General features: G+C 73.0%; 24 protein-coding genes and 5 tRNA genes. 21 read left to right on the top strand and 8 right to left on the bottom strand.

Translation table 11 applies throughout. From position 1 onward, the window contains the following. Positions 1–6: 6 nt before the first annotated feature. Entirely contained in the window at positions 7–3,693 is a 3,687-nt protein-coding gene (locus ACWD4U_RS12120) for a sensor histidine kinase (RefSeq protein ID WP_363450857.1), read from the bottom strand. Positions 3,694–4,244: 551 nt separating this feature from the next. Between ACWD4U_RS12120 and ACWD4U_RS12115 the strand changes: the two genes are divergently transcribed. The 8 genes from ACWD4U_RS12115 to ACWD4U_RS12080 all read left to right on the top strand — a co-directional run bounded on the left by ACWD4U_RS12115 (position 4,245) and on the right by ACWD4U_RS12080 (position 7,521). Continuing rightward, the gene (locus tag ACWD4U_RS12115; protein WP_363450855.1) at positions 4,245–4,466 is read left to right on the top strand and encodes a hypothetical protein; all 222 of its coding nucleotides are present in this window, start codon (positions 4,245–4,247) and stop codon (positions 4,464–4,466) included. Between the two features lie 139 nt (positions 4,467–4,605). Further along, positions 4,606–5,409 (top strand): fumarylacetoacetate hydrolase family protein, encoded by an 804-nt coding sequence (locus tag ACWD4U_RS12110; RefSeq protein WP_363450853.1) that lies wholly within the window; start codon positions 4,606–4,608, stop codon positions 5,407–5,409. After that, entirely contained in the window at positions 5,402–6,901 is a 1,500-nt protein-coding gene (gene gltX, locus ACWD4U_RS12105) for a glutamate--tRNA ligase (protein WP_363450851.1), read from the top strand. Before ACWD4U_RS12110 ends, gltX begins: the two co-directional genes overlap by 8 nt. Before the next feature lie 178 nt (positions 6,902–7,079). Beyond that, a tRNA-Gln gene (locus ACWD4U_RS12100) sits at positions 7,080–7,151 on the top strand. 21 nt (positions 7,152–7,172) lie between these two features. Then, positions 7,173–7,245 (top strand) — tRNA-Glu (locus tag ACWD4U_RS12095). A 36-nt stretch (positions 7,246–7,281) separates the two neighbouring features. Beyond that, positions 7,282–7,354, top strand: a tRNA-Glu gene (locus tag ACWD4U_RS12090). Between the two features lie 15 nt (positions 7,355–7,369). After that, a tRNA-Glu gene (locus ACWD4U_RS12085) sits at positions 7,370–7,442 on the top strand. 4 nt (positions 7,443–7,446) lie between these two features. Further along, positions 7,447–7,521, top strand: a tRNA-Gln gene (locus tag ACWD4U_RS12080). Positions 7,522–7,651: 130 nt separating this feature from the next. Here the strand turns inward: ACWD4U_RS12080 and ACWD4U_RS12075 are convergent. Next, complete coding sequence (locus ACWD4U_RS12075; RefSeq protein WP_033215067.1) at positions 7,652–8,365, bottom strand: IclR family transcriptional regulator; 714 nt, start codon at positions 8,363–8,365, stop codon at positions 7,652–7,654. Between the two features lie 233 nt (positions 8,366–8,598). Here ACWD4U_RS12075 and leuC point away from each other — a divergent pair, with 233 nt between their 5' ends. The 4 genes from leuC (at position 8,599) to ACWD4U_RS12055 (ending at position 11,824) form a co-directional block, all read left to right on the top strand. Next, positions 8,599–10,020 carry a 3-isopropylmalate dehydratase large subunit gene (gene leuC / locus ACWD4U_RS12070; RefSeq protein WP_363450849.1) on the top strand — a complete coding sequence of 474 codons (1,422 nt, stop codon included), beginning with the start codon at positions 8,599–8,601 and terminating at the stop codon, positions 10,018–10,020. Positions 10,021–10,023: 3 nt separating this feature from the next. Next, positions 10,024–10,620: a 3-isopropylmalate dehydratase small subunit gene (gene leuD, locus ACWD4U_RS12065; protein WP_363450847.1), complete on the top strand. Its 597-nt coding sequence runs from the start codon at positions 10,024–10,026 to the stop codon at positions 10,618–10,620. 135 nt (positions 10,621–10,755) lie between these two features. After that, the gene (locus ACWD4U_RS12060) at positions 10,756–11,046 is read left to right on the top strand and encodes an SCO5555 family protein (protein ID WP_449787172.1); all 291 of its coding nucleotides are present in this window, start codon (positions 10,756–10,758) and stop codon (positions 11,044–11,046) included. Between the two features lie 133 nt (positions 11,047–11,179). Then, entirely contained in the window at positions 11,180–11,824 is a 645-nt protein-coding gene (locus ACWD4U_RS12055; protein ID WP_363450845.1) for an HU family DNA-binding protein, read from the top strand. A 226-nt stretch (positions 11,825–12,050) separates the two neighbouring features. Here the strand turns inward: ACWD4U_RS12055 and ACWD4U_RS12050 are convergent, their stop codons facing one another. Continuing rightward, on the bottom strand, positions 12,051–12,788 hold the full coding sequence (locus ACWD4U_RS12050) for a GntR family transcriptional regulator (protein WP_363450843.1): 738 nt from the start codon (positions 12,786–12,788) through the stop codon (positions 12,051–12,053). Between the two features lie 139 nt (positions 12,789–12,927). Here ACWD4U_RS12050 and ACWD4U_RS12045 point away from each other — a divergent pair, with 139 nt between their 5' ends. After that, a complete protein-coding gene (locus tag ACWD4U_RS12045) occupies positions 12,928–13,173 on the top strand; it encodes a hypothetical protein (RefSeq protein ID WP_363450841.1) in 246 nt (81 codons plus the stop codon). Then, a complete protein-coding gene (locus tag ACWD4U_RS12040; protein ID WP_363450839.1) occupies positions 13,170–13,559 on the top strand; it encodes a hypothetical protein in 390 nt (129 codons plus the stop codon). Before ACWD4U_RS12045 ends, ACWD4U_RS12040 begins: the two co-directional genes overlap by 4 nt. A 30-nt stretch (positions 13,560–13,589) precedes the next feature. Here ACWD4U_RS12040 and ACWD4U_RS12035 read toward each other — a convergent pair whose 3' ends face one another. Continuing rightward, the gene (locus tag ACWD4U_RS12035) at positions 13,590–13,811 is read right to left on the bottom strand and encodes a hypothetical protein (protein ID WP_363450837.1); all 222 of its coding nucleotides are present in this window, start codon (positions 13,809–13,811) and stop codon (positions 13,590–13,592) included. Positions 13,812–13,828: 17 nt separating this feature from the next. Then, positions 13,829–14,488 (bottom strand): 2-phospho-L-lactate guanylyltransferase, encoded by a 660-nt coding sequence (gene cofC / locus ACWD4U_RS12030; RefSeq protein ID WP_449787176.1) that lies wholly within the window; start codon positions 14,486–14,488, stop codon positions 13,829–13,831. Between the two features lie 321 nt (positions 14,489–14,809). Between cofC and ACWD4U_RS12025 the strand changes: the two genes are divergently transcribed. The 3 genes from ACWD4U_RS12025 to ACWD4U_RS12015 are packed head-to-tail and all read left to right on the top strand — an operon-like array spanning position 14,810 to position 17,784. Further along, positions 14,810–15,613 (top strand): lysophospholipid acyltransferase family protein, encoded by an 804-nt coding sequence (locus ACWD4U_RS12025; RefSeq protein WP_363450835.1) that lies wholly within the window; start codon positions 14,810–14,812, stop codon positions 15,611–15,613. Then, the gene (locus tag ACWD4U_RS12020) at positions 15,610–16,611 is read left to right on the top strand and encodes an NAD(P)H-dependent glycerol-3-phosphate dehydrogenase (RefSeq protein WP_363450833.1); all 1,002 of its coding nucleotides are present in this window, start codon (positions 15,610–15,612) and stop codon (positions 16,609–16,611) included. Before ACWD4U_RS12025 ends, ACWD4U_RS12020 begins: the two co-directional genes overlap by 4 nt. A gap of 30 nt (positions 16,612–16,641) precedes the next feature. Beyond that, positions 16,642–17,784, top strand: a complete 1,143-nt coding sequence (locus ACWD4U_RS12015; protein WP_363450831.1) for a D-alanine--D-alanine ligase family protein — start codon at positions 16,642–16,644, stop codon at positions 17,782–17,784. 25 nt (positions 17,785–17,809) lie between these two features. Here the strand turns inward: ACWD4U_RS12015 and ACWD4U_RS12010 are convergent, their stop codons facing one another. Then, positions 17,810–18,313, bottom strand: a complete 504-nt coding sequence (locus tag ACWD4U_RS12010; RefSeq protein ID WP_363450829.1) for a DUF3515 domain-containing protein — start codon at positions 18,311–18,313, stop codon at positions 17,810–17,812. A gap of 19 nt (positions 18,314–18,332) precedes the next feature. Beyond that, positions 18,333–18,566: an Lrp/AsnC family transcriptional regulator gene (locus ACWD4U_RS12005; RefSeq protein WP_363450827.1), complete on the bottom strand. Its 234-nt coding sequence runs from the start codon at positions 18,564–18,566 to the stop codon at positions 18,333–18,335. Positions 18,567–18,727: 161 nt separating this feature from the next. Here ACWD4U_RS12005 and ACWD4U_RS12000 point away from each other — a divergent pair, with 161 nt between their 5' ends. The 3 genes from ACWD4U_RS12000 (at position 18,728) to thiD (ending at position 21,680) form a co-directional block, all read left to right on the top strand. Beyond that, the gene (locus ACWD4U_RS12000) at positions 18,728–19,696 is read left to right on the top strand and encodes a thiamine-phosphate kinase (RefSeq protein WP_363450825.1); all 969 of its coding nucleotides are present in this window, start codon (positions 18,728–18,730) and stop codon (positions 19,694–19,696) included. Between the two features lie 127 nt (positions 19,697–19,823). After that, positions 19,824–20,849, top strand: coding sequence for an ATP-dependent 6-phosphofructokinase (locus tag ACWD4U_RS11995; protein ID WP_363450823.1), 1,026 nt, complete (start codon positions 19,824–19,826; stop codon positions 20,847–20,849). 30 nt (positions 20,850–20,879) lie between these two features. Continuing rightward, positions 20,880–21,680: a bifunctional hydroxymethylpyrimidine kinase/phosphomethylpyrimidine kinase gene (thiD, locus tag ACWD4U_RS11990; protein ID WP_363450821.1), complete on the top strand. Its 801-nt coding sequence runs from the start codon at positions 20,880–20,882 to the stop codon at positions 21,678–21,680. 118 nt (positions 21,681–21,798) lie between these two features. Here the strand turns inward: thiD and rpmB are convergent, their stop codons facing one another. Continuing rightward, the gene (rpmB, locus tag ACWD4U_RS11985; protein ID WP_014138233.1) at positions 21,799–21,984 is read right to left on the bottom strand and encodes a 50S ribosomal protein L28; all 186 of its coding nucleotides are present in this window, start codon (positions 21,982–21,984) and stop codon (positions 21,799–21,801) included. Positions 21,985–22,193: 209 nt separating this feature from the next. Here rpmB and ACWD4U_RS11980 point away from each other — a divergent pair, with 209 nt between their 5' ends. Then, complete coding sequence (locus ACWD4U_RS11980) at positions 22,194–23,825, top strand: DAK2 domain-containing protein (protein ID WP_363450819.1); 1,632 nt, start codon at positions 22,194–22,196, stop codon at positions 23,823–23,825. Positions 23,826–23,846 lie beyond the last annotated feature (21 nt).

Raw genomic sequence — 23,846 nt, 5'->3', positions numbered from 1 at the left:
CTCAACTCAACGCTCCTGGTGCTCGGGGCCGAAGCCGTTGTTGCCATCGGCGTCGAAACGGCCGCCCTGGGCTCCCCGGTAGCCACCGGCCGTCCCGCCGAAACCGTCGAAGCCCGGCTGCTGCGGCGCGGGCCGGCCGGAGCCGCCCTGCGTACCGCCAGCCTGGCGGCCCTGCTGGATGCCGCGGCGCAGGTTGGTCAGCCGGCCGCGCACCTCCTCCGGGCTGCGCGAGACCTGCGGACCCGTCAGCGGGGAGGCCTCGGCGCTGCCGGAGACCAGGTTGGCCTGCGGCGTGCGGCGCGGCAGCCCCGAGGTGGTCAGCCCGCTGGTGCTGGGCTCGCGCATCTGCTCGGCCCGCCGCCAGCGCTCGTCGTTGGCGGACGGCCGCCACGGCGCGTCGGCCTCCTCCGGCCGGTTGCCGAACGGCTGCGCCGGGCGCTGCTGCGGCTGGCGCGGCTGCTGGCCGGGCTGGCCCTGCGGAGCCTGCTGCGGCCGCGGAGCCTGCTGGCCCTGCTGCGGGCGCTCGCCGAACTGCTGCTGCGGCTGCGGGCGCTCGCCGAACTGCTGCTGCTGCGGAGCGGCCTGCTGCCGGGGGGCCGGGCGCTGCTGGGCCTGCTGCGCCTGCGGCGCGGCCTGCCGGGGCTGCCCGAGGCCGGGAGCGGTGGTGCCGGGACGCTGCGGCTGGTAACGGACCTGCTCCCGGCCGGCCGGGCCGGCCTGCGGCGCCGCGGCGGACTCCGTCGCGGTCGGCAGCGCCATCGGCTGCGGACGCTCGACGAACTGCTGCTGCGGAGCGGCCTGCGGGGCGGGCATCGGAGCGCCCTGGCCCGCCGGGTCCGGCAGCACCGGCTCCACCAGGCCGAGGCCCAGCGGGTCGCGCGGGTCGATGTCGGACGCCTCGAAGCGCGGGCGGGCGAACGAACCGGTGGACTCCGCCGCCGACTCGGTCGGCTGCTGCGGCAGCGGACGGCGCTGGGCGGGCGGCTGCTCGGCCCAGCCGTGCTGGGTCGGCTCACCGGCACCCGGACCGGCCGGGCGCTGCCGCTCCGGGCCGGCCGGACGGCGCTGGCCCTGTGGGGCGCCCTGCGGCGGGCCCTGCGGGGTGCGGCGCGGCGGCTGTCCGCCGCCGGGGCCGCCCTGCAGGCCGGGGGCGCCGGAGGCGCCCGGGACCCGCCGCGGCGGCAGGCCGCCGCCGGTCGGGGCACCGCCGCCGGCGGGGGCACCGGTCGGAGCGCCCGCGCCCGGCAGGCCGGGGGCGGGGTTCTCGCGCAGCGACTTGCCGACCGAACGGGTCGGCAGACCCTGGCCTGCGCCCTTGCCGAACGCGCCGCCGGGGCCGAAGCCGCCGTCGCCCTGCGGGGCGGCCGGAGCGGACGGGCCGCCCTGGCCGGCCGGGGCGAACAGGTTCCGGCCGCCGCCGTCCGGGCCCTGGCCGAGCTGCGGCCGGCCGGCCGGAGCGCCGCCGGGGCCGCCCTGGCCGAGCGCGGTGCGGGCGCCGGGCAGGTCGCCCGCGGGGCGACCCTGCTGACGCGGCGTCGGCGCCATGCCGCGCGGCGCCTTGCCGCTCTGGGCGTTGCCGCCCGGGCGGCCGCCGCGGCGGTCGGCGGAGTTGGTGACGTCCACCGGGAGCATGACCAGCGCGGTGGTGCCGCCGGAGTCGGACGGGCGGAGCTGGATCCGGATGCCGTGTCGCAGGGACAGGCGGCCGACCACGAACAGACCCATGCGGCGGGAGACCGAGACGTCCACCACCGGCGGGTTGGCCAGGCGCTCGTTGATGTCGGCGAGGTCGTCCGGGGAGAGGCCGATACCGGTGTCGTGGATCTCGATCAGCACCCGGCCGTCCGGCAGGGCGTGGCCGGTGACCCGGACGCGGGTCTGCGGGGAGGAGAACGAGGTGGCGTTCTCCAGCAGCTCGGCGAGCAGGTGGACGAGGTCGTTGACGACGCGGCCGGCGACCTCGGCGGAGGGCACCGAGGCCAGTTCGATGCGCTCGTACTGCTCCACCTCGGAGGCGGCGGCGCGGAGCACGTCGACCAGCGGGACCGGGCGGGTCCAGCGGCGGCCCGGGTCCTCGCCCGCGAGGACGAGGAGGTTCTCACCGTTGCGGCGCATGCGGGTCGCGAGGTGGTCGAGCTTGAACAGCGAGGCCAGCTGGTCCGGGTCGGCCTCGCGGCTCTCCAGCTCGGAGATCAGCGACAGCTGACGCTGGATCAGGCCCTGGCTGCGGCGCGAGAGGTTGGTGAACATCGCGTTGATGTTGCCTCGCAGCAGCGCCTGCTCGGCGGCCAGTCGGACCGCCTCGCGGTGCACCATGTCGAAGGCGTGCGCCACGTGGCCGATCTCGTCCGCGGAGTCGACGCCGACGGGCTCGACGGTGACGTCGACGTCGTGCGGGTCGCTCTCCGACAGGGTCTTGACCAGCTCGGGCAGGCGGCGCTCGGCGACGTCCTCGGCCGCGGTCTGCAGGCGGGTCAGCGAGCGCACCATCGAGCGGGCCACCAAGGCCGCGCCGGCGATGGCGACGACGAGCACCAGGGCGACCAGCGAGGCGTTGATGACCGACTGGGTGTCGGCGTCGGACTGCAGCTTCTGCGCCTTGCCGTCGAGCACGTCCAGCAGCGTGGACTGGATCTTCTGCTCGGCGTTGATCTTGGCGCTGGCCTTGTCGTACCAGTTCTTGTAGGAGATGTCCTCGGCCTGCTTGATGCCGTTCGGGTTGAGGACGGCCTTGGTGAACCGGTCGGCGTCGGCGATGACCTGGTTGTAGCTCATCTGCGCGCGCAGCGCGCGGGCCTCGGCCTCGCCGTAGATGGCGGTGAAGTTGGCGAGCGCGTTGTCCTCGGCGCTCTGCAGCCGGATGCCGAAGGTCTCGTCGGAGCTGGACAGGTTGGCCTCGACCGGGTGGGCGAGCGCGGCGGCGATCAGCGCGCGCTGCATCGAGGTCGATTCCTTGGCCAGCGAGAACTGGTGCAGGGCCCGGGTGATCTTGATCAGCTCGGTGGAGTTCGAGGTGATCGCGATGTCCTGGGTGATGCCGATCAGGTCCTTGATGATCACGTCGTAGCTGGTGATCGTGGCCTGGATGTTGTCGGCCTTGTTGTACGCGCTGTTGCGCGCGTCGGTGAGCTGGTTGAGGTCCTTGCGGACCTGCAGCAGCAGGGTCTTGGAACCGGCCTGGTCCAGGTCGTCGAACTTGTCGGCGCTGGTGGCGAACTTCCGGGACAGCGCGTTCGTCTGCTTGTACGCGTCGGCGATGTCCGGGTCGTCGTGGCTGCCGCCGGCGGTCAGCGGACCGGCCGAGACGTCGCGCTCGTACTGCAGCGCGTCGGCCAGCGAGGTGGCGTTGCGCGCGAGCTCGGCCAGGTCGCTCATCTGCGACAGCTGGCGGGAGTTCTCCATCGAGGACTGCACGCGCAGGCCGCCGAGCGCCAGCGCCACGATCACGGGGAGGAAGAGCAGCGCGATCAGGCGGGTGCGGATGCGCCAGTTGCGCATGGCGAAGCGGCTCAGGCCGGTGGCGCGGCGGCGGTTGAGCGTGCCGCGCAGCCGGGAGCGGCGGCTGGGCTTGTCGCCCTTTCTGCCGCTCTCGTCGGCGGGCGCGGCAGAACCGTCCGCGGCCTCCGTGTCTCGTCTGTCGGCGGGCGGCTCGGAGCTGCTGCCGAAGGGCCGCTCGCCGGGGCCCGTCGTCATCGGTGCTGCCTGGTGGGGGCCAGCCTTGGGCTCCCGCGACTCCGGGTCACCCGCGGCGCCGCTGCCCCTCTTGAAACGTCCCTGCACTGGCGTCGCAACCTCTGGACCGGGCGCCCTTCCCCGCCGGGCGGAGATAGGGCGGTGTCGAGTTTTTCCGTGGCATTCCAGCACAGCGGCGGAAGTCCAACAAGGGCCGTTACGACACGGTGTCCTGGGCCACCCTCTGCGCGCGGCAACTCACCGTGCGTGTCTCGAACACCCCGGAATACGGTCTTTTTCGGACACTCGGCGGAGCCATGTCAATGCGGAGGTAGATCAGCTTGTGCGGAGAATGTCTGAGATATCCGTAATGACGGATTTCACCAAAGGTCCGGAATCGCCGAGTCCATGGCATTTGCGGGCGCAATTGTGAGCAAACTCACAGCGCGATGTGTAGCTTTGGTCACGGCCACTGTGGAATGGGCTCCCTAACCTGGCAGGGTCGACCGGAGCCTGCCCGCCCGGCGGCGCTCCCAAAAGTCCAGCCGACCGAAACCAAGGTGTTGACCCTGATGTCCGAGACCACCACGCAGGCCGACGACTCCACGCTGCGCGCCGGCTCGACGGCCAACCCGCGCCGCACCACGCTGGCCTCGGTCGCGGACTTCGCCGAGCTGCCCGGTTTCGCGCCCTCCGCGCCGCGCGAGTACGCCCCCCAGCTGCCCGCCGTGACCGCCAACCCGCGCCGCACCCAGCTGATGGTCGCTCCGGCCCCCCGCCTGCCGCGGGACTGACACCCCGTCCACCCGCCCGCCGCCGGGTCGGGGAGCGGTGTGCCGATAACCTGGTGACCACGAGCCGGGCCCGGTCCTGCGGGCTCGGCAACCGTCCGGGAGCGTCCGGACGGTCGACGAACCGAGAGGTTGCCAGGCTGTGCGTATCGCCAGGTTCTCCGTCCGCGAAGGGAGCCCCGCGGCGGGCTCGGTCTCCTTCGGAATCATCGAGGGCGACGCCGCGCAACCCGAGTCACTGACGGTGCACGCGCTCGCCGGGCACCCGTTCGGCGCGATCCCGCAGCCGACCGGCGAGAGCTACGCGCTGGACCAGGTCCGCCTGCTGGCGCCGATGCTCCCCAGCAAGGTCGTCGCGGTCGGCCGCAACTACGCCGCGCACGCCGCCGAGCTGGGCAACGAGGTCCCGGCCGTGCCGCTGACCTTCTTCAAGCCCTCCACCGCCGTCATCGGCCCCACCGAGGCCGTCGCCTACCCGCCGTTCTCCTCGGACGTGCAGTACGAGGCCGAACTCGCCGTGGTGATCGGCCGGATGTGCCGCGAGGTGCCGCTGGAGCGGGTCCCCGAAGTGATCTTCGGCTACACCTGTGCCAACGACGTCACCGCCCGCGACGTGCAGCAGCGCGAGGGCCAGTGGGCCCGCGCCAAGGGCTTCGACACCTCCTGCCCGCTCGGCCCGTGGATCGAGACCGAACTCGACCCCGCCGACCTGGCCATCACCTGCACGGTCAACGGCGAACTCCGCCAGGCCGGCCGCACCTCCCAGATGGTCCGCTCGGTCGCCGAGCTGATCGTCCACGTCTCCGAGGCGATGACCCTGCTCCCGGGCGACGTCATCCTCACCGGCACCCCCGCGGGTGTCGGCCCCCTGAACATCGGCGACGAGGTCGCCGTCTCCGTCGAAGGCATCGGCACCCTCTCCAACAAGGTGATCAAGCGTGGCTGAGAAGAACCCCGGCGTCCGGGTCCGCTTCTGTCCCTCCCCGACCGGCAACCCGCACGTCGGCCTGGTCCGCACCGCCCTGTTCAACTGGGCCTACGCCCGGCACAACGGCGGCACCCTGGTGTTCCGGATCGAGGACACCGACGCCGCCCGCGACTCCGAGGAGTCCTACCAGCAGCTGCTGGACTCGATGCGCTGGCTGGGCTTCGACTGGGACGAGGGCCCCGAGATCGGCGGCCCGCACGCCCCCTACCGCCAGTCGCAGCGGATGGACGTCTACGCGGACGTCGCCGAGCGCCTGCGCGCGGCCGGCCACGCCTACCCCTGCTACTGCACCACCGAGGAGCTCGACGCCCGCCGCGAGGCGGCCCGCGCGGCCGGCAAGCCCTCCGGCTACGACGGCCACTGCCGCGAGCTGACGGAGGACCAGGTCGCGGTCTACGAGCAGGAGGGCCGCCAGCCGATCCTCCGCTTCCGGATGCCCGACACCGCCCTCGCCTTCGAGGACCTGGTCCGCGGCCCGATCTCCTTCGACCCGAAGGACGTCCCCGACTACGGCATCGTCCGGGCCAACGGCGCCCCGCTGTACACCCTGGTCAACCCGGTCGACGACGCCCTGATGGAGATCACCCACGTCCTGCGCGGCGAGGACCTGCTCTCCTCGACGCCCCGTCAGATCGCGCTCTACGCCGCCCTCGCCGAGATCGGCGTCGGCAACGGCACCACCCCGCGCTTCGGCCACCTGCCGTACGTGATGGGCGAGGGCAACAAGAAGCTCTCCAAGCGCGACCCGCAGGCCTCGCTCAACCTCTACCGCGAGCGCGGCTTCCTCCCCGAGGGCCTGCTCAACTACCTGGCCCTGCTGGGCTGGTCGCTCGCCGAGGACCGCGACATCTTCGACATCGACGAGATGGTCGCCGCCTTCGACATCGACGACGTCAACGGCAACCCGGCCCGCTTCGACCTGAAGAAGGCCGAGCACATCAACGCCGAGCACGTCCGCCGCCTCGCCCCCGAGGAGTTCGTCAAGCGCCTGGTGCCCTACCTCCAGGCCGCCGACCTGCTCCCCGCCGAGCCGACCGCCGAGCAGCTCGAGCTGCTCGCCCAGGTCGCCCCGCTCACCCAGGAGCGGATGGTCGTCCTCTCCGAGATCGTCACCATGGCCGGCTTCCTGTTCGTCGCCCCCGAGGCCTTCGCGGTCGACGAGGAGGACGCCGCCAAGGTGCTCACCGCCGACGCCCGCCCGGTGCTGGAGGCCTCGGTCAAGGCGCTCACCGAGCTGGCCGACTTCACCCCCGACCCGATCCAGGCCGCGCTGCGCGAGGCCCTGGTGGAGGGCCTGGGCATCAAGCCCAAGTTCGCCTTCACCCCGCTGCGGGTCGCGGTCACCGGCCGCCGGGTCTCGCCGCCGCTCTTCGAGTCGATGGAGCTGCTCGGCCGCGCGGAGACGCTGCGCCGGCTGACGGCCGCTCTGGAGCTGCTGCCGGCCTCCTGAACCGGAGTCGGACCGCCTGCGGGCCGGGGTCGCTGACCTGGCCCGCAGGTGTCCGGCGCGCAGCCTGCGGTTATCGATTTTGGAGCCGGGCGGGGCGTCGGGTAATGTTCTTTCTGCGCCGCCCGGGCAGGGGGGCGCAAGACACCGAGGAAGACCCCGCAGAGGGGTTGAACTCTGGTGGGGTATGGTGTAATTGGCAGCACGACTGATTCTGGTTCAGTTAGTCTAGGTTCGAGTCCTGGTACCCCAGCGCAGCACCTCAGTGCAGCAAGCCCCCGTTGTGTAGCGGCCTAGCACGCCGCCCTCTCAAGGCGGTAGCGCCGGTTCGAATCCGGTCGGGGGTACGCAATTCTTGACAATTGCACAGATGAATGAGACTCGCCCCCGTTGTGTAGCGGCCTAGCACGCCGCCCTCTCAAGGCGGTAGCGCCGGTTCGAATCCGGTCGGGGGTACTCATTCAAGCTAGGGCCCCCGTTGTGTAGCGGCCTAGCACGCCGCCCTCTCAAGGCGGTAGCGCCGGTTCGAATCCGGTCGGGGGTACTTTTGGGGTATGGTGTAATTGGCAGCACGAGTGATTCTGGTTCATTTAGTCTAGGTTCGAGTCCTGGTACCCCAGCCAAAATGCTCAGCCAATGAAGCTCCGGGAAACCGGGGCTTTTTTGCATGCCCGAATTCGGCATTTCTTCGGCCGTGAACGTGTGCCCCCCGACCTCCGGGTCGGGGGGCACACGTCGTGGGGCGCGGCGGCGTCAGCTGCGGCGGAGGGCCTCGGTGAGGCGGTTCGCGGCCTCGATGATGGCCTGGGCGTGCATCCGGCCGGGGTGGCGGGTGAGGCGCTCGATCGGGCCGGAGACCGAGACCGCGGCGACCACGCGGTTGGAGGGGCCGCGGACGGGGGCGGAGACGGAGGCCACACCGGGCTCGCGCTCGCCGATGGACTGGGCCCAGCCGCGGCGGCGGACGCCGCTGAGCGCGGTGGCGGTGAACCGGGCGCCCTGCAGGCCGCGGTGGAGGCGCTCGGGCTCCTCCCAGGCGAGCAGGACCTGGGCGGCGGAGCCGGCCTTCATCGGCAGCGTCGAGCCGACCGGGACGGTGTCGCGCAGGCCGGACAGGCGCTCGGCGGCGGCCACGCAGATCCGCATCTCGCCCTGCCGGCGGTAGAGCTGGGCGCTCTCGCCGGTGACGTCGCGCAGGTGCGTGAGCACCGGGCCGGCGGCGGCCAGCAGGCGGTCCTCGCCGGCGGCGGCGGAGAGTTCGGCGAGCCGGGGGCCGAGGATGAAGCGGCCCTGCATGTCCCGGGTGACCAGGCGGTGGTGTTCGAGTGCGACGGCGAGTCGGTGGGCCGTGGGCCGTGCCAAACCGGTGGCGGCGACCAGCCCCGCCAACGTGGCGGGGCCCGACTCCAGTGCGCTGAGCACCAGAGCGGCCTTGTCGAGAACGCCGACGCCGCTAGTGTTGTCCATGTCTCGATACTGCAGTCTCAAGTGGCGAGACGCAAGTTCAATCTCGCGAGAAAAGCGCCACTCTTGGAGTCAGCAGCCCGGGAGACACCCAGCACGGACCCGTACCACGGTGTCCACATTCTGGACGGTCCGGCGTGCAGGTCGCGACTCCAAGCGAGCCTCACAGGGCGGCACGGGACAAGACCTCGACATCCACGAGAAGGCCGGCAGAGCGGCCGGCTGGAGGGAATCCGATGGGACGGACACTCGCAGAGAAGGTCTGGGACGACCACGTCGTCCGGCGCGCCGAGGGCGAGCCCGACCTGCTCTACATCGATCTGCACCTGCTGCACGAGGTGACCAGCCCGCAGGCGTTCGACGGCCTCCGGCTGGCCGGCCGCCAGGTCCGCCGCACCGACCTGACGATCGCCACCGAGGACCACAACACCCCGACCCTGGACATCGACAAGCCGATCGCCGACCCGGTCTCCCGGGTCCAGCTGGAGACGCTGCGCCGGAACGCCGCGGAGTTCGGCGTGCGCATCCACTCGCTGGGCGACGTCGAGCAGGGCGTGGTGCACGTGGTCGGCCCGCAGCTGGGCCTGACCCAGCCCGGCATGACCGTGGTCTGCGGCGACTCGCACACCTCGACCCACGGCGCGTTCGGCGCGCTGGCGTTCGGCATCGGCACCAGCCAGGTCGAGCACGTGCTGGCCACCCAGACGCTGCCGCTGGCCCCGTTCAAGACCATGGCGATCACCGTCGAGGGCGAGCTGCCCGAGGGCGTCACCGCCAAGGACCTGATCCTGGCGATCATCACCCGGATCGGCACCGGCGGCGGCCAGGGCTACGTCCTGGAGTACCGCGGCTCGGCGATCCGCGGCCTCTCCATGGAGGCCCGGATGACCATCTGCAACATGTCCATCGAGGCGGGCGCCCGGGCCGGCATGATCGCCCCGGACCGGACCACCTTCGACTACCTGCAGGGCCGCCCGCACGCCCCGCAGGGCGAGGACTGGGACGCCGCGGTCGCGTACTGGGAGACCCTGGCCACCGACGAGGACGCGGTCTTCGACGCCGAGGTGTTCATCGACGCCGCCGAGCTGACCCCGTTCGTCACCTGGGGCACCAACCCCGGCCAGGGCGCGCCGCTGGGCGCCAACGTGCCGAACCCGGAGGACTTCTCGGACCCGCAGGAGCGGATCGCCGCCGAGAACGCGCTGAAGTACATGGGCCTGGAGGCCGGCACCCCGCTGCGCGAGGTGAAGGTCGACGCGGTCTTCGTCGGCTCCTGCACCAACGGCCGGATCGAGGACCTGCGGGCCGCCGCCGCCATCGTGGAGGGCCGTCAGATCGCCGACGGCGTGCGGATGCTGGTGGTGCCCGGCTCGGTCCGGGTCGCCCTGCAGGCCGTCGAGGAGGGCCTGGACAAGGTGTTCACCGCCGCGGGCGCCGAATGGCGGCACGCAGGCTGCTCGATGTGCCTGGGCATGAACCCCGACCAGCTGGCCCCGGGCGAGCGCTGCGCGTCCACCTCGAACCGCAACTTCGAGGGCCGCCAGGGCAAGGGCGGCCGCACCCACCTGGTGTCCCCGCAGGTCGCCGCCGCCACCGCGCTGCTGGGCCGGCTGGCCGCGCCGGCGGACCTGTCGAACAACGTTGCCGTGGAGGCCTGAGCCATGGAGAAGTTCACCACCCACACCGGCCGCGCCGTCCCGCTGCGCCGCTCCAACGTGGACACCGACCAGATCATCCCGGCGCACTGGCTGAAGAAGGTCACCCGGTCCGGTTTCGAGGACGGCCTGTTCGAGGCGTGGCGCAAGGACGAGTCCTTCGTGCTGAACCGCCCCGAGCGGCAGGGCGCCACCGTGCTGGTGGCCGGCCCCGAGTTCGGCACCGGCTCGTCCCGCGAGCACGCCGTCTGGGCGCTGCAGAACTACGGGTTCCAGGCGGTCGTCTCGTCCCGCTTCGCCGACATCTTCCGCGGCAACTCGCTGAAGAACGGCCTGCTCACGGTGGTCCTGCCGCAGGAGACCGTGGAGCGGCTGTGGGAGCTGACCGAGGCCGACCCGACCGCCGAGATCACCGTCGACCTGGAGGCCCGCGAGGTGCGCGCCGAGGGCGTCACCGCCTCGTTCGAGCTGGACGACAACGTGCGTTGGCGTCTGCTGAACGGTCTGGACGACATCAGCATCACGCTGCAGGAGGAGGGGGCCATCGACGCGTTCGAGGCCACCCGCCCGGCGTTCAAGCCGCGCACCCTCCCGGCCGCCTGACGGTCCGCTTTCTGACGGAGCGACAACAAGACCCGCCCCCACCCGGGGGCGGGTCTTCGTTGTTCGCAGGGGAGTTCGTCACCCGCGAATAGACCCTGGTGTAGCGCAACTCCGCACAGATGGCACAATCGTTGCATGCACCACAACCCCGAACCTCCGTACCCGGGTGGCGAACCCGCGTCTTCGGAGGACCGGGACGGTGCTGCCGACTCGGAAGTCACCGTGCTCTACGCACTGGTGGCCGAGCGGTTGAAGCAAGCCCACGCCCGCGTTCACGCGCTGAACGTGTCGACGGACGCAAAGACCGCTCTCACCCGACAACTGCTGATCGTCACCGAGACCGCCAAGCGTGATCTTCCGGAGGCGGCACGGCGGTTGAGTCGCTTTGTGCAGGACCTCGACGAGGGGCGGATGCCGCCCCGGTGAGCACCTCCATGCGCAAATCCATTGCGACACTAGGGTGATTCACGCGTTTGGTAATTGAAAGTCCGCAGATACATACCTAACGTGCGAAAAGAACGGATGGAATCATCCGGCGCCCGTTTCCGAAGGGGAAGACGTGAACAAGGCTCAGCTTGTCGAAGCGGTGGCCGAGCAGCTGGGCGGTCGCAAGGCTGCCGCAGAGGCCGTCGACGCAGTGCTCGACACCATGGTGCGTGCCGTCGTGGCGGGTGACCGCGTCTCGGTCACCGGTTTCGGCACCTTCGAGAAGGTGGAGCGCTCGGCGCGCTTCGCCCGTAACCCGCAGACCGGCGAGCGGGTCAAGGTCAAGAAGACCGCGGTGCCGCGGTTCCGCCCGGGCCAGGGCTTCAAGGACCTGGTCTCCGGCAGCAAGAAGCTGCCGAAGGACGGTCCGTCGGTCAAGAAGGCGCCGAAGGGCTCGCTGACCCCGGGCAAGACCGGTGTCGCCGCCACCCCGGCCGCCAAGCGCGCCGCGACCAAGCGGGCCGCCGCCGCCGCGACCCCGGCCGCGGCCAAGAAGGCCGCCGCGAAGAAGACCACCACGGCGAAGACCGCCACCGCCAAGAAGGCGACCCCGGTCAAGAAGACCACCACCGCCAAGACCACCACCGCCAAGACCACCGCGGCGAAGAAGACCACCACGGCCGCGGCGGCCAAGAAGACCGCCACCGCCAAGAAGACCGCTCCGGCGAAGAAGACCGCCACGCGCAAGACCACCGCGCGCAAGTCCACCGCCAAGTAGTCACAACCTTCCTGGCGCCGGGTCAACCCGGCGTGGGCGCACCCGGGCCGCGACGGCCCCGCGCCGGGGTTTCCGCACGCCGGAGCCCCCGGCGGGGGACGTCGCGGCCCGGTTGTGTACGGGCGGCTGACCGGGCGTCGGTTCCGGCCGCGCCGCGGCGGCGGGTCGGCCGCTTCCGGCCGGGTCGGCTCCGACCGGGGAATTCGGCCTCGTACCGCCGTGGGAATTACTCCGGCTGTTCCACCGTCAGCTCGTAGCGGATCTCCCAGCGGGAATCCGGAATCACCAGTTCGGCGGTCTCCACCGGCCGGCCGGTGTCGTCGAGGCAGGTCCGCTCGACCAGCGTCACCGCATCGCCCGCCGACAGCCCCAGCAGCGTGGCCTGCTCCGCGGTGGCCCGGGCGGGGCGCGGGCGCTCCACCACGCGCGTCACCCGCACTCCGATCTCCGCCATGCGCGCCACCACGCCCCGGCCCTTCAGCGGACCGAGCTCCGGCATCAGCACGGAGGTCCCCCCGGTGATCGCCATCGGCTCCCAGGAGTCGGCGAGTTGGACCGGCCGACCGTCCAGCAGGAACTCGTAGCGGGTGTGCACGGTCGGCGCGCCGGGCTCCACGCCCAGCCGCCGGGCGATCCGATCCGGCGCCGGCGTGCGGGCCGCCGAGTGCGACTCGCACAGCGCGTCGGCCAGTTCGGCCGGGAAGCCGCCGACCTGGCGGGTGCGCACCATCGGGTGCCGCTCGACCGGCTCGCGGACGTACGTGCCGGAGCCCGTGCGGCCCTCCAACAGGCCCTCCGCGATGAGCACTTCCTGGGCCCGCTGGAGCACGTTCGGCCCCACTCCGTAGCTCTCCGCCAGCTGTGCGCGCGACGGCAGCCGCTCGCCGATCGGCCACTCGCCGGCCGCGACCCGGCGGCGCAGGTCGTCCGCGACGCGCAGGTACGGCGGGTCCTGTGAGGGCATCTGGCAGCTCCCGGCGGAAGGCACGGCCTGCCGGATGCGGCAGGACGGGTGAGTCAGGTTGACAATCTAATGCATCAGGTGGAATCTAATGCCTTAGCTTCACTTTGCGTGATCGACTGACCTCGGGGAGAGGCGTGGCGTGCGAACCACCAGGGTGTTTGACCTCGCCGCGCAACTCGCCGCAGCCACCGGGGCCGAAGCCCGCATCCGCCGCCTGCCGGGCGGCGGCTACCGGGTCGAGGCGATCCTGCCCGGCGAACCCGCCGACGAGGACCACCTCCGGGTCCTCGAGGTCCTCGCCGCCGCCGATCGCTACGGCCACCGCTACACCGCCCGATCCCACACCGTCTGGGCCGAGTTCGACCCACCCCAGGAGCCACCGTGAAGAACACGCCTCCCGGCTACACCGTCTGCGTCGAGGGCGTCACCGAGGCGGCGTCCTTCCGCGCCCTCGCCGACGCGCTCACCTCGCTGTGGGCCGTCCTGCGCACCCTCCCGCTGGGCTGGACCCAGTACGAGGCCTACCGCTACTTCTTCGGCCCCGGCGCCCCCGAACGCACCGCGGCCTTCCTCGCCCGCGACGGTCAACTCCTGCTCACCGCAGCCCTCCTGGGCCGCTCCCACCTGATCCGCGTCACCCCCGGGCACCCCGGGCCCGGACCGCTGCGCCTCGAACCCGGGCCGCTCAAGCTGCTCGCCACCGCGGAGGTCCGGTCGCTCTGGCGCGGCGAGGCGGAGCCACCCCGACCCGAGCAGCGCAGCAGCGGGTAGCCGTACCGCGGGCACCGGGCCGACGCCGGGTCAGGAGGCCTGCGGGTCCGGGAAGGTCGGCAGGGTGAGGAAGACGACGCGGCGGTCGGAGCCTTCGCCGGTGGTGCGGATGCGCAGGCGCTGACCGGGGCGCAGCAGGCGCAGGCCGCCGGCGTCGAAGGCCGGGGCGTCGAACGGGACGGGGGTGCCGTCGTCGAGCAGGACCGAGCCGGATCGGGTGGCGGGGTCGAAGGTGAACGCGGTGGCCTGCATGGCAGCAGCATAGAGCGTCAGAGCAGGGCCGCGGTGGCCGGGCCGAGGCCGAGCGCGGCCGCGGCGGCGAGGTCCGCGGGGGTGTCGACGTCGCGTCGCACCGAGGGCACGTCGGGGAGCAGGAGCTCGCGTGCGCCGCCCGCCGCGTGGCCGTTGCGGGAGTCCGGGCCGAAGGCGGGGCGCAGCGCCACGCCGGGCGCGCCGGCGAGCAGCGTGGTGCCGGTGCCGGGGGCGTCGGCGAGGAAGGCCCGGCCGCGCGGGGGGACGGCGGCCAGCACCCGGGCGAGTTCGGCGGACCGCAGCGCCGGCAGGTCCGCGGAGAGGGTGGCGACGGGGGAGTGCGGGGCGTACCGCCGGGCGGCGCGCGCGCCGTGCGCGAGGGCGGGGTTGAGGCCGCCGCCGGGCTCGTCGGCGATCGCCGTCGCACCGAGGGCGGTCAGCGGCGCGGCGGCGGCCGCGTCCCGGGTGACCACCAGCACCCGGGCGACGGCCGGGCAGGCGAGCGCGGCGGCGACGGTGTCCAGCGCGAAGGCCAGCGCCAGCCGCGGGCGGAGTGCGCCGAGCGCCGCGAGCCGACTCTTCGCCTCGGCGAGCGGCTTCACCGGCACCACCAGCGTCCATCCCGCGTACGGCACTTCGGCCGGGGCGTCGTCCGGGGCGTCGCGGACGCCCGGCAGCGCCGCCGTCCGGCCCGGGCCGCTCCGGTCCGCCGGGCGGGGGCCGGCGAGGGTCCGAGCCTGCCCCGGGGCGGGTGGGGTGGCGGCGGCGGGGCGTACGGTGTCCTCTGTCATCGGCGCCATTGTGGCGTCGGCCGGGGAAGCCTGGCCAGCGGCCCGTGCCGCCGGCGGGGCCGCGGCGGCACGGCGGCGGCGGTGGCCGCTCGACACGGACTCGGCCCGCGGGTGAGACTGGTCGGCGCCTCGGAGCCGCAGGTCGGCCCCGGCGAGGAGAGACCGCGGCACCGTGCAGTGGCGCCGCACGAAAGAGGAGGAGCTGGGGTGGCCCGCCGCTCTAACGCCAGGTTCGGCAACGCCGACTACGGGATCTGGTACCGCTTCGCGGCGGTGCTCGTGAAGCCGGTGACCATCGCCCTGGCGAAGGCGGACTGGCGCGGCTGGGAGCACCTGCCCGAGAAGGGCGGCTTCATCGCGGCGGTGAACCACAACTCGGTGATCGACCCGGTGTTCTACGCGCACTGGCAGTACAACTCGGGCCGCCCGCCGCGGATACTCGGCAAGTCCTCGCTGTTCTCGATCCCGTTCATCGGGTTCATGCTGCGCAAGACCGGCCAGATCCCGGTGTTCCGCGAGTCCACCGACGCCGCCGAGGCGTTCCGCTCCGCGATCGACGCGATCGACCGCGGCCAGTGCGTGCAGTTCTACCCGGAGGGCACGCTCACCCGGGACCCGGACCTGTGGCCGATGACCGGCAAGAGCGGCGCCGCCCGGGTCGCGCTGATGACCGGCGCGCCGGTGATCCCGGTGGCGCACTGGGGCGCGCACGAGATCATCCCGCCGTACGGCCGCGGCGGCGGCCGCAAGTACCGCCTGTTCCCGCGCCACACGGTGACCGTGGCGGCCGGCCCGGCGGTCGACCTGAGCAAGTACCAGGGCCAGGAGCTGACCGCGCAGGTGCTGCGCGACGCCACCGAGGACATCCTGGACGCGATCACCGCCGTGCTGGCGGAGGTCCGCGGCGAGCAGGCCCCGGCCGAGCGCTACGACATGCGCAGGGCCGCGCGGGAGCGGGCCGCCGCCGCCGAGGCGAAGAAGGACCGCGCCGCCGAGGAGGGCGGCCGGTGACCCGCTGCGCCGTGATGGGGACCGGCTCCTGGGGCACCGCCTTCGCGATGATCCTGGCCGACGCCGGCTGCGAGGTGACCCTGTGGGGCCGTCGCAAGGAACTGGTCGAGGCGATCGACCGGGACCACGTCAACCCGGACTACCTGCCGGAGTTGACGCTTCCCGGGTCCATCCGGGCCACCACCGACGCCGCCGCGGCGCTGGCCGGCGCGGACTTCGCGGTGCTCTCGGTGCCGTCCCAGACGCTGCGCGAGAACCTCGCGCACTGGGCGCCGATGATCGAGCCGCAGACCGTGCTGGTGAGCCTGATGAAGGGCATCGAGCTGGGCACCGCGAAGCGGATGAGCGAGGTGGTCGAGGAGGTCGCCGGCGTCGCCGCGGAGCGCGTCGTGGTGGTGTCCGGGCCGAACCTGGCCGGCGAGATCGCCAACCGCCAGCCCGCCGCCACCGTGGTCGCCTGCACCGACGAGACGGTCGCCAAGCGCTTCCAGACCGCCTGCCACACCCCGTACTTCCGGCCCTACACCAACACCGACGTGGTGGGCTGCGAGCTCGGCGGCGCGGTGAAGAACGTGATCGGCCTGGCGGTCGGCATGGCCAACGGCATGGGCCTGGGCGACAACACCAAGGCCACCCTGATCACCCGCGGCCTGGCCGAGACGACCCGCCTGGGCCTCGCGCTCGGCGCGGACGCGCACACCTTCGCGGGCCTGGCGGGCATGGGCGACCTGGTGGCGACCTGCTCCTCGCCGCTGTCGCGCAACAACACCTTCGGCACCAACCTGGGCCGCGGCATGACGCTGGCCGAGACCATCGCCGCCACCAGCCAGACCGCGGAGGGCGTGAAGTCCTGCGAGTCGGTGCTGGACCTGGCCCGGCGCAACGGCGTCGACATGCCGATCGTCGAGGCGGTGGTCGACGTCGTGCACAACGGCCGCCCCACCCAGGAGGTACTGAAGGGACTGATGGCCCGTTCGGCCAAGCCGGAACGCCGGTGACCGAAATCGGACGGTAGTCTCAACTGCGATATGAGCATCGAACTGACCTCCCCGAACCACGCGGCGAAGCCGCGCGTCGCGATCGTCTTCGGCGGCCGCAGCTCCGAGCACGCCATCTCGGTCTCCACGGCCGGCAGCGTGCTCAAGGCGATCGACCGGAGCAAGTACGAGGTGCTGCCGATCGGCATCACCCACGAGGGCCGCTGGGCGCTGGTCGCCGACGAGCCGGCCCGGATGTCCATCACCGACGGCAAGCTGCCGGACGTCGCCCAGGTCGCCGACTCCACCGAGGGTCAGGTCGCGCTGCCGGTCTCCCCGGTCAGCCGCGACGTGGTCTGGAACGAGCCCGGCGCCGCGCCCAAGGTGCTCGGCGAGGTCGACGTGGTGCTGCCGCTGCTGCACGGCCCGTGGGGCGAGGACGGCACCGTCCAGGGCCTGCTCGAACTCTCCGGCGTCCCGTACGTCGGCTCCGGCGTGCTGGCCTCCGCGGTCGGCATGGACAAGGAGTTCACCAAGCGGATCCTGGAGTCCAACGGGATCTTCGCGGGCAGCTACACGGTGATCAAGCCGCGCGAGTGGGAGACCGAGGCCGGCCGCGCCGCCGCCCGCTCCCGCGTCGAGGCGCTCGGCCTGCCGCTGTTCGTCAAGCCCTGCCGGGCCGGCTCGTCCATCGGCATCACCAAGGTCAAGGACCTCGCCGACCTGGACGGCGCGATCGAGGAGGCCCGCCGGCACGACCCCAAGGTCATCGTCGAGCGGGGCGTCGAGGGCCGCGAGATCGAGTGCGCGGTGCTGGAGTTCGAGGACGGCCCGCGGGCCAGCGTCCCGGCCGAGATCCTGGTCGGCGGCGACTTCGAGTTCTACGACTTCGAGGCCAAGTACATCGACTCCTCCGAGGTCGAGATCCCGGCGAAGCTCACCGCCGAGGAGACCGCCGAGATCCGCCGGCAGGCGATCGCCGCGTTCGAGGCGCTCGGCTGCGAGGGTCTGGCCCGGGTCGACTTCTTCCTGCTGGACGACGGCCGGTGGATGGTCAACGAGATCAACACCATGCCCGGCTTCACCCCGATCTCCGCGTACCCGAAGATGTGGGAGGCCAGCGGCCTGTCCTACGCGGAGCTGATCGACCGCTTGCTCGCCGCCGCGCTGCGCCGCTCCACCGGCCTGCGCTGACCGGCTCCCGCCGGAGGGGCTTGGCCTACAGCCCCTCCGGCACCGTCGCCTTGATCGCCTCGGTCAGCGAGCTCAGCGGGTCGAGGTAGTTGGCGTAGGCCCCGTCGGGCACCTGCACCTCGACGTACGCCTTGCGCAGCGTCGCCACGAAGTAGTAGCCGCCCCGGCCGTCCCGGCCCATGCCGAACTGCACGCCGTTCACCTCCGGCGCCTGCTTCAGCGGGTCGTCGTCCAGGTAGTCCGGCCGCTCGATGCCGCACCTGAGCACCGTGCGCGGCGAGGAGGACCAGGCCGCGGTGTACGGCGAGGCGGGGGAGGGGTCCTGCCGGCGGTGGCCCAGCACCTGGTCGGGCAGCGCGTCGTGCAGCGCCCGGCAGTACTCCGCGGCCGCGGCGCGCGGGACCGGCGGGGTGACGTCCGCCGGGCCGCTCCACGCCGTCGCCAGCCACGCCGTGCAGCCCAGCAGGGCGGCGGGCGGGGCCAGCCAGCGGACGGGCGCGGGCAGCCGGGTCAGGACGTTGCGGGACACCCGACGATGGTAAGCGCCGCTACAGGCGCACCACCGGGCAGGTCAGGGTGCGGGTGATGCCCTCGACCTGCTGCACCTGGGCGACCACCAAGCGGCCCAGCTCGTCGATGGAGTCCGCCTCGGCCCGGACGATCACGTCGTAGGGGCCGGTGACGTCCTCGGCGGTGATCACTCCGGTGATCTTGGCGATGGACTCGGCGACCGCGGTGGCCTTGCCCACCTCGGTCTGGATCAGGATGTAGGCCTGCACCACGGTGGACCTCCAGGCGGCTGGGTGGGGGAGTTGCTGACCGGCAGTCTGATCACCACGCTACCGCGCCCGGTGCGGGGAGGGGAGCCCTCGGCGGGCCCGGAGGGCGTACGCTGCGCGCGGGGGGCGCACCCCATGACACGTGGACTCGGGAGGACGGGCTGATGCAGGGGACCGTGGGCGAGCTCGGGGAGTTCGGGCTCATCCGGGAACTGACCGCCCGGCTGTCGATGACCCCGGCGGTGGAGCTCGGACCCGGCGACGACGCGGCCGTGGTCAAGGCCCCGGACGGCCGGGTGGTGGCCACCACCGACGTGCTGATCGAGGGCCGGCACTTCCGCCGCGACTGGTCCACCGCGTACGACGTCGGCCGCAAGTCCGCCGCGCAGAACCTCGCCGACGTGGCCGCCATGGGCGCCGTCCCCACCGCGCTGCTGCTCGGCCTGGTCACCCCGCCCGACCTGCCCACCACCTGGGCCACCGAGCTGATGGACGGTCTGCGCGACGAGTGCCAGGTGGCCGGCGCCACCGTGGTCGGCGGCGACGTGGTCCGCGGCGACACCATCACCCTCGCCATCACCGCCCTCGGCGACCTGCAGGGCCGCCGCCCGGTGGTGCGCTCCGGCGCGCAGGTCGGCGACGTGGTCGCGGTCACCGGCTGGCTCGGCTGGTCCGCGGCCGGGCTGACGGTCCTTCAGCGCGGTTTCCGCTCGCCGCGGGCCTTCGTCGAGGCGCACCGCCGCCCCGAACCGCCGTACCACGCCGGCCCCGCCGCCAGCGACCTCGGCGCCACCGCGATGGTCGACGTCAGCGACGGTCTGGTCGCCGACCTCGGCCACATCGCCCGGGCCAGCGGCGTCGACATCGACGTGCGCGCCGCCGACTTCGACGTCCCCGCGCAGATGGCCGACATCGGCCAGGCGGTCGGCGTCGACCCGCTGGTGTGGGTGCTCTCCGGCGGCGAGGACCACGCGATCCTGGCGACCTTCCCGAAGAGCGTCCAACTCCCGGCCCGCTGGCGGGTGGTCGGCGAGGTGGCGCGCACCGCGCGCCCCGGCCGCGGCGGCACCGTCACGGTCGACGGCGCCCCCTGGAACCGGGCCGCCGGCTGGGACCACTTCGCCGCGCAGTAGCCGCTCGGCTTCCCCGGAACGGCCCCGCCGACCGCGTAGGCTTGGCGGGTCGGGCGGACCGACAGCGTCGACGGTCCGGTCCACCAACGCGGGGGCGCGCGCCCCCGGGAGCGGGAGAGTACGGCCCATGCGAATCGGCGTCCTGACCAGCGGCGGCGACTGCCCCGGACTCAACGCGGTGATCCGCTCCGTGGTGCACCGCGGCACCGACGTCCACGGAGACGAGATCCTCGGCATCGAGGACGGCTTCCTCGGCTTGATCGAGGGCCGCGCCCGCCCGATCTCGCACGACGACGTCACCGGTCTGCTCACCCTCGGCGGCACCATCCTCGGCTCCGCCCGGGTCCAGCGCGACCGGATCCGCTGGGCCGTCGAGCACGCCGGGGAACTCGCCGAGAAGCTCCGCATCGACGCCCTGATCGCGATCGGCGGCGAGGGCACGCTCACCGCCGCCAAGCTGTTCAGCGACGCCGGACTGCCGGTGGTCGGCGTCCCCAAGACCATCGACAACGACATCGACGCCACCGACGTCACCTTCGGCTTCGACACCGCCGTGCACGTCGCCACCGAGGCCATCGACCGGCTCAAGACCACCGCCGAGTCCCACCAGCGGGTCATGGTGGTCGAGCTGATGGGCCGTCACACCGGCTGGATCACGCTCACCGCCGGGATGGCCGGCGGTGCCCACGGCATCCTGATCCCCGAGAAGCCCTTCGACATCGAGGCGGTCGCCCGGATGATCGAGGAGCGCTTCCGACGCGGCAAGAAGTTCGCCATCATCGCGGTCGCCGAGGGCGCCAAGCCGCTCCCCGGCACGATGCGCTTCGAGCACGGCCAGGTCGACCAGTTCGGCCACCAGACCTTCGGCGGCGTCGGCACCCGGCTCGCCGCGGAACTGGAGAACCTGCTCGGCAAGGAGGCCCGGCCCGTCATCCTCGGCCACACCCAGCGCGGCGGCACCCCCACCGCCCTCGACCGGGTCCTCGCCACCCGCTTCGGCTGGCACGCCGTCGAAGCCGTCCACAAGGGCGCCTTCGGACACTTCACCGCCCTGCGCGGCGGCGAGATCCGCCTCGTCCCGATCGCCGACGCCGTGGTCCAGCTCAAGACCGTCCCGCAGGACCGGTGGGCCGAGTCCGAGGCGGTGCTCTGAGACCCCGGCCCGGTCGGTAGGTTGGGGCGCATGACCACGAACACCGCCCCGCCCCGGGTGCTCACCGTCGCCGGCTCCGACAGCGGCGGCGGCGCGGGCATCCAGGCCGACCTCAAGGCCATGCTCGCCCTCGGCGTCCACGGCATGAGCGTCATCACCGCCGTCACCGCGCAGAACTCGCTCGGCGTCCAGGGCTACTGGGAGCTTCCCGCCGAAGCCGTCCGCGCGCAGTACCGCAGCGTGGTCGACGACATCGGGGTGCAGGCGGTCAAGACCGGCATGCTCGCCTCCATCGAACTCGTCGAGACCGTCTCCGAGCTCCTCGCCGACACCCCCGCCCCGGTCGTCGTCGACCCGGTCGGCGTCTCCAAGCACGGCGACGCGCTGCTCGCCGCGGAGGCCGTCGCCACGGTCCGCGAACGCCTCCTCCCGGTCGCCACCCTGGCCACCCCCAACCTGCACGAAGTGACGCAGCTCACCGGCCTGACCGTCACCGGCGAGGCCGACATGCTCGCCGCCGCGCGGGCCCTGCGGGACCTCGGGCCGACCTGGGCGCTCATCAAGGGCGGCCACCTCGAAGGCGAGGCCGCCGACCTGCTGCTCGGCCCCGACGGCGAGACCCACTGGTACCGCGCCCCCCGCCACGACAACCGCCACACCCACGGCACCGGTTGCACCCTCGCCAGCGCCATCGCCGCCGAACTCGCCAAGGGCCACCCCGTGCCACTGGCCGTCGCCCACGCCAAGACCTACGTCACCGGCGCCATCGAACACGGCTTCGCCCTGGGCGCGGGCATCGGCCCGGTGGACCACTTCTGGCGCAACCGGTGAGCTTTTAGGGGCCCGGGGAGCCGTCAGGGGCTACTCCAGGCGGCAAAATAAAACAGCCGACCTTCCCCCGAAGGGGAGAGTCGGCTGTTGAAGGGTGACCGGGTTACCGGTCTGCGCGTCAGCGCGAGACCTTACCGGCCTTGATGCACGAGGTGCAGACGTTGAGCCGCTTCGGCGTCCGCCCGATCACAGCGCGCACCGTCTGGATGTTGGGGTTCCAACGACGGGGGGTGCGGCGGTGCGAGTGGGAGATACTGTTGCCGAAGCCCGGCCCCTTGCCGCAGACGTCGCAGTTGGCAGCCACAGGAGTCACTCCAAGACTTCAGATCAGGTACTTTGAACAGCCCGGGGTGTTCCAGGCAACCGGGAGAGCATACAACGGTGACTCCCGCTCAACGAAACTACCACGATGACGAGGGTGATCGTTTCGGGCGGGCACCGATAACCTGCCAGCATCGCCCCTCGCCACCGCGCCCCGTCGCGTTTCCGTGGCGTTCATCCGGAGGAGACCTGGTGCTGGACACCCTCGACGCCCCGGCCGTCCGCACCTGGTGCCGGCTGGCACTGGCGGCCCTCGGCCAGGCCCGCGAGGAGATCGACGCGCTGAACGTCTATCCGGTGCCGGACGGCGACACCGGGACGAACCTGTACCTGACCGTGGAGTCGGCCGCGGAGGCGCTGGACGCGGTGTTCGCGGCGGAGGAGAAGCCGGAGCTGGGCGTGGCGGCGACCGCGGTGGCCCGCGGGGCGCTGATCGGGGCGCGCGGGAACTCGGGGGTGATCCTGGCGCAGTGGCTGCGCGGGGTGGCCGAGGTGCTGGCCGAGGACGGGGCGCTGGGGGAGGCGTTGCGGCACGGCGCGCGCTCCGCCTACCAGGCGGTCGCGGAGCCGGTCGAGGGCACCCTGCTGACGGTGGCGTCGGCGGCCGCCGACGCGGCGCAGCGGGTCGCGGACGGCCTGACCGGCCAGGCGCAGGCGGCGTACCGGGCGGCCCGGCAGGCGCTGCTGCTGACGCCGGGGCAGCTGGCGGTGCTGGCCGAGGCGGGTGTGGTGGACGCGGGCGGGCGCGGCCTGGTGGCCGTGCTGGGCGCGCTGGTGGACGCCGTGTCCGGGCAGGAACCGATGGGTCCGATGGCGCTGAGCCGGTACGCCGAGCAGGGGGAGCAGGCGGCGCACGCGGCGGCGGTGGCGGCCTGCGAGGGACAGGAGCGGCCGCCCGGACCGGGCCACCCGGCGTTCGAGGTGATCTACCTGCTGGACGCGGAGGACTCCCGACTGCCCGGGCTGCGCGAGCGGTTGGGGCGGCTCGGGGACTCACTGGTGATCGGCGGCGGGGACGGGCTGTGGAACGTCCACGTGCACGTGGACGACGCCGGGGCGGCGGTCGAGGCGGGCGTCGAGGCCGGACGGCCGTACCGGATCAGGATCACGCACTTCGCGGAGGCGGCGGCCCGGGCGGGGGAGCGGGAGGAGACCGTCTCGCACGGGCGGGCGGTGCTGAGCGTGGTGTCCGGCAGCGGGCTGGCGCAGCTGTGCGAGCAGGCCGGGTCGGCGGTGCTGGCGGCCGACCCGGACCGGCCGCCGGCCAGCGCCGAACTGGTCGCCGCGGTGCACCGCTGCGCGGCCCGCGAGGTGGTGCTGGTGCTGAACGACCCCGAGCTGCGGCCCGCCGCCGGGGCCGCCGCCGACCAGCTGCGCGAGGAGGGCGTGCGGATCGCGGTGCTGCCGACCCGCTCCCCGGTGCAGGGGCTGGCGGCGCTGGCGGTGCACGACGCCGCGCGGCGGTTCGACGAGGACGTGGTCGCCATGACCTCCGCGGCCGGTGCCACCCGGTACGCCGAACTCGCGGTCGCCGAAGGGGAGTCGTGGACCATGGCGGGCGTCTGCCAGGCCGGCGACGTGCTCGGGCTGATCGACGGCGACGTGGCGGTGATCGGCGAGGACCTCACCGAGACCGCGATCACCCTGCTGGACCGGATGCTCGCGGCCGGCGGCGAACTGCTCACCCTGGTGCTGGGCGAGGAGGCCCCCGCGGACCTCGCCGAGCGGCTGATCGGGCACGCCCGGCGGATCCGTCCGGAGGTCGACGCGGTCGCCTACCAGGGCGGCCAGGAGGCGGCCCCGCTGCTGATCGGGGTCGAGTGAGGCTCGAGTGCGGGGCCGAGT

It is taken from the genome of Kitasatospora sp. NPDC002522, assembly GCF_053595195.1.
Note: the sequence above shows the minus strand (reverse complement) of the source record. Positions and strands in the feature narration are given on the sequence as shown.

Excerpts from the sequence above, each read along its gene's own strand:
- ACWD4U_RS12120 (WP_363450857.1), bottom strand. The coding sequence starts at position 3,693 with ATGACGACGGGCCCCGGCGAGCGGCCCTTCGGCAGCAGCTCCGAGCCG.
- ACWD4U_RS12115 (WP_363450855.1), top strand. The coding sequence starts at position 4,245 with ATGTCCGAGACCACCACGCAGGCCGACGACTCCACGCTGCGCGCCGGC.
- ACWD4U_RS12075 (WP_033215067.1), bottom strand. The coding sequence starts at position 8,365 with ATGGACAACACTAGCGGCGTCGGCGTTCTCGACAAGGCCGCTCTGGTG.
- leuC (WP_363450849.1), top strand. The coding sequence starts at position 8,599 with ATGGGACGGACACTCGCAGAGAAGGTCTGGGACGACCACGTCGTCCGG.
- leuD (WP_363450847.1), top strand. The coding sequence starts at position 10,024 with ATGGAGAAGTTCACCACCCACACCGGCCGCGCCGTCCCGCTGCGCCGC.
- ACWD4U_RS12060 (WP_449787172.1), top strand. The coding sequence starts at position 10,756 with ATGCACCACAACCCCGAACCTCCGTACCCGGGTGGCGAACCCGCGTCT.
- ACWD4U_RS12050 (WP_363450843.1), bottom strand. The coding sequence starts at position 12,788 with ATGCCCTCACAGGACCCGCCGTACCTGCGCGTCGCGGACGACCTGCGC.
- ACWD4U_RS12035 (WP_363450837.1), bottom strand. The coding sequence starts at position 13,811 with ATGCAGGCCACCGCGTTCACCTTCGACCCCGCCACCCGATCCGGCTCG.
- ACWD4U_RS12015 (WP_363450831.1), top strand. The coding sequence starts at position 16,642 with ATGAGCATCGAACTGACCTCCCCGAACCACGCGGCGAAGCCGCGCGTC.
- ACWD4U_RS12000 (WP_363450825.1), top strand. The coding sequence starts at position 18,728 with ATGCAGGGGACCGTGGGCGAGCTCGGGGAGTTCGGGCTCATCCGGGAA.
- ACWD4U_RS11995 (WP_363450823.1), top strand. The coding sequence starts at position 19,824 with ATGCGAATCGGCGTCCTGACCAGCGGCGGCGACTGCCCCGGACTCAAC.
- thiD (WP_363450821.1), top strand. The coding sequence starts at position 20,880 with ATGACCACGAACACCGCCCCGCCCCGGGTGCTCACCGTCGCCGGCTCC.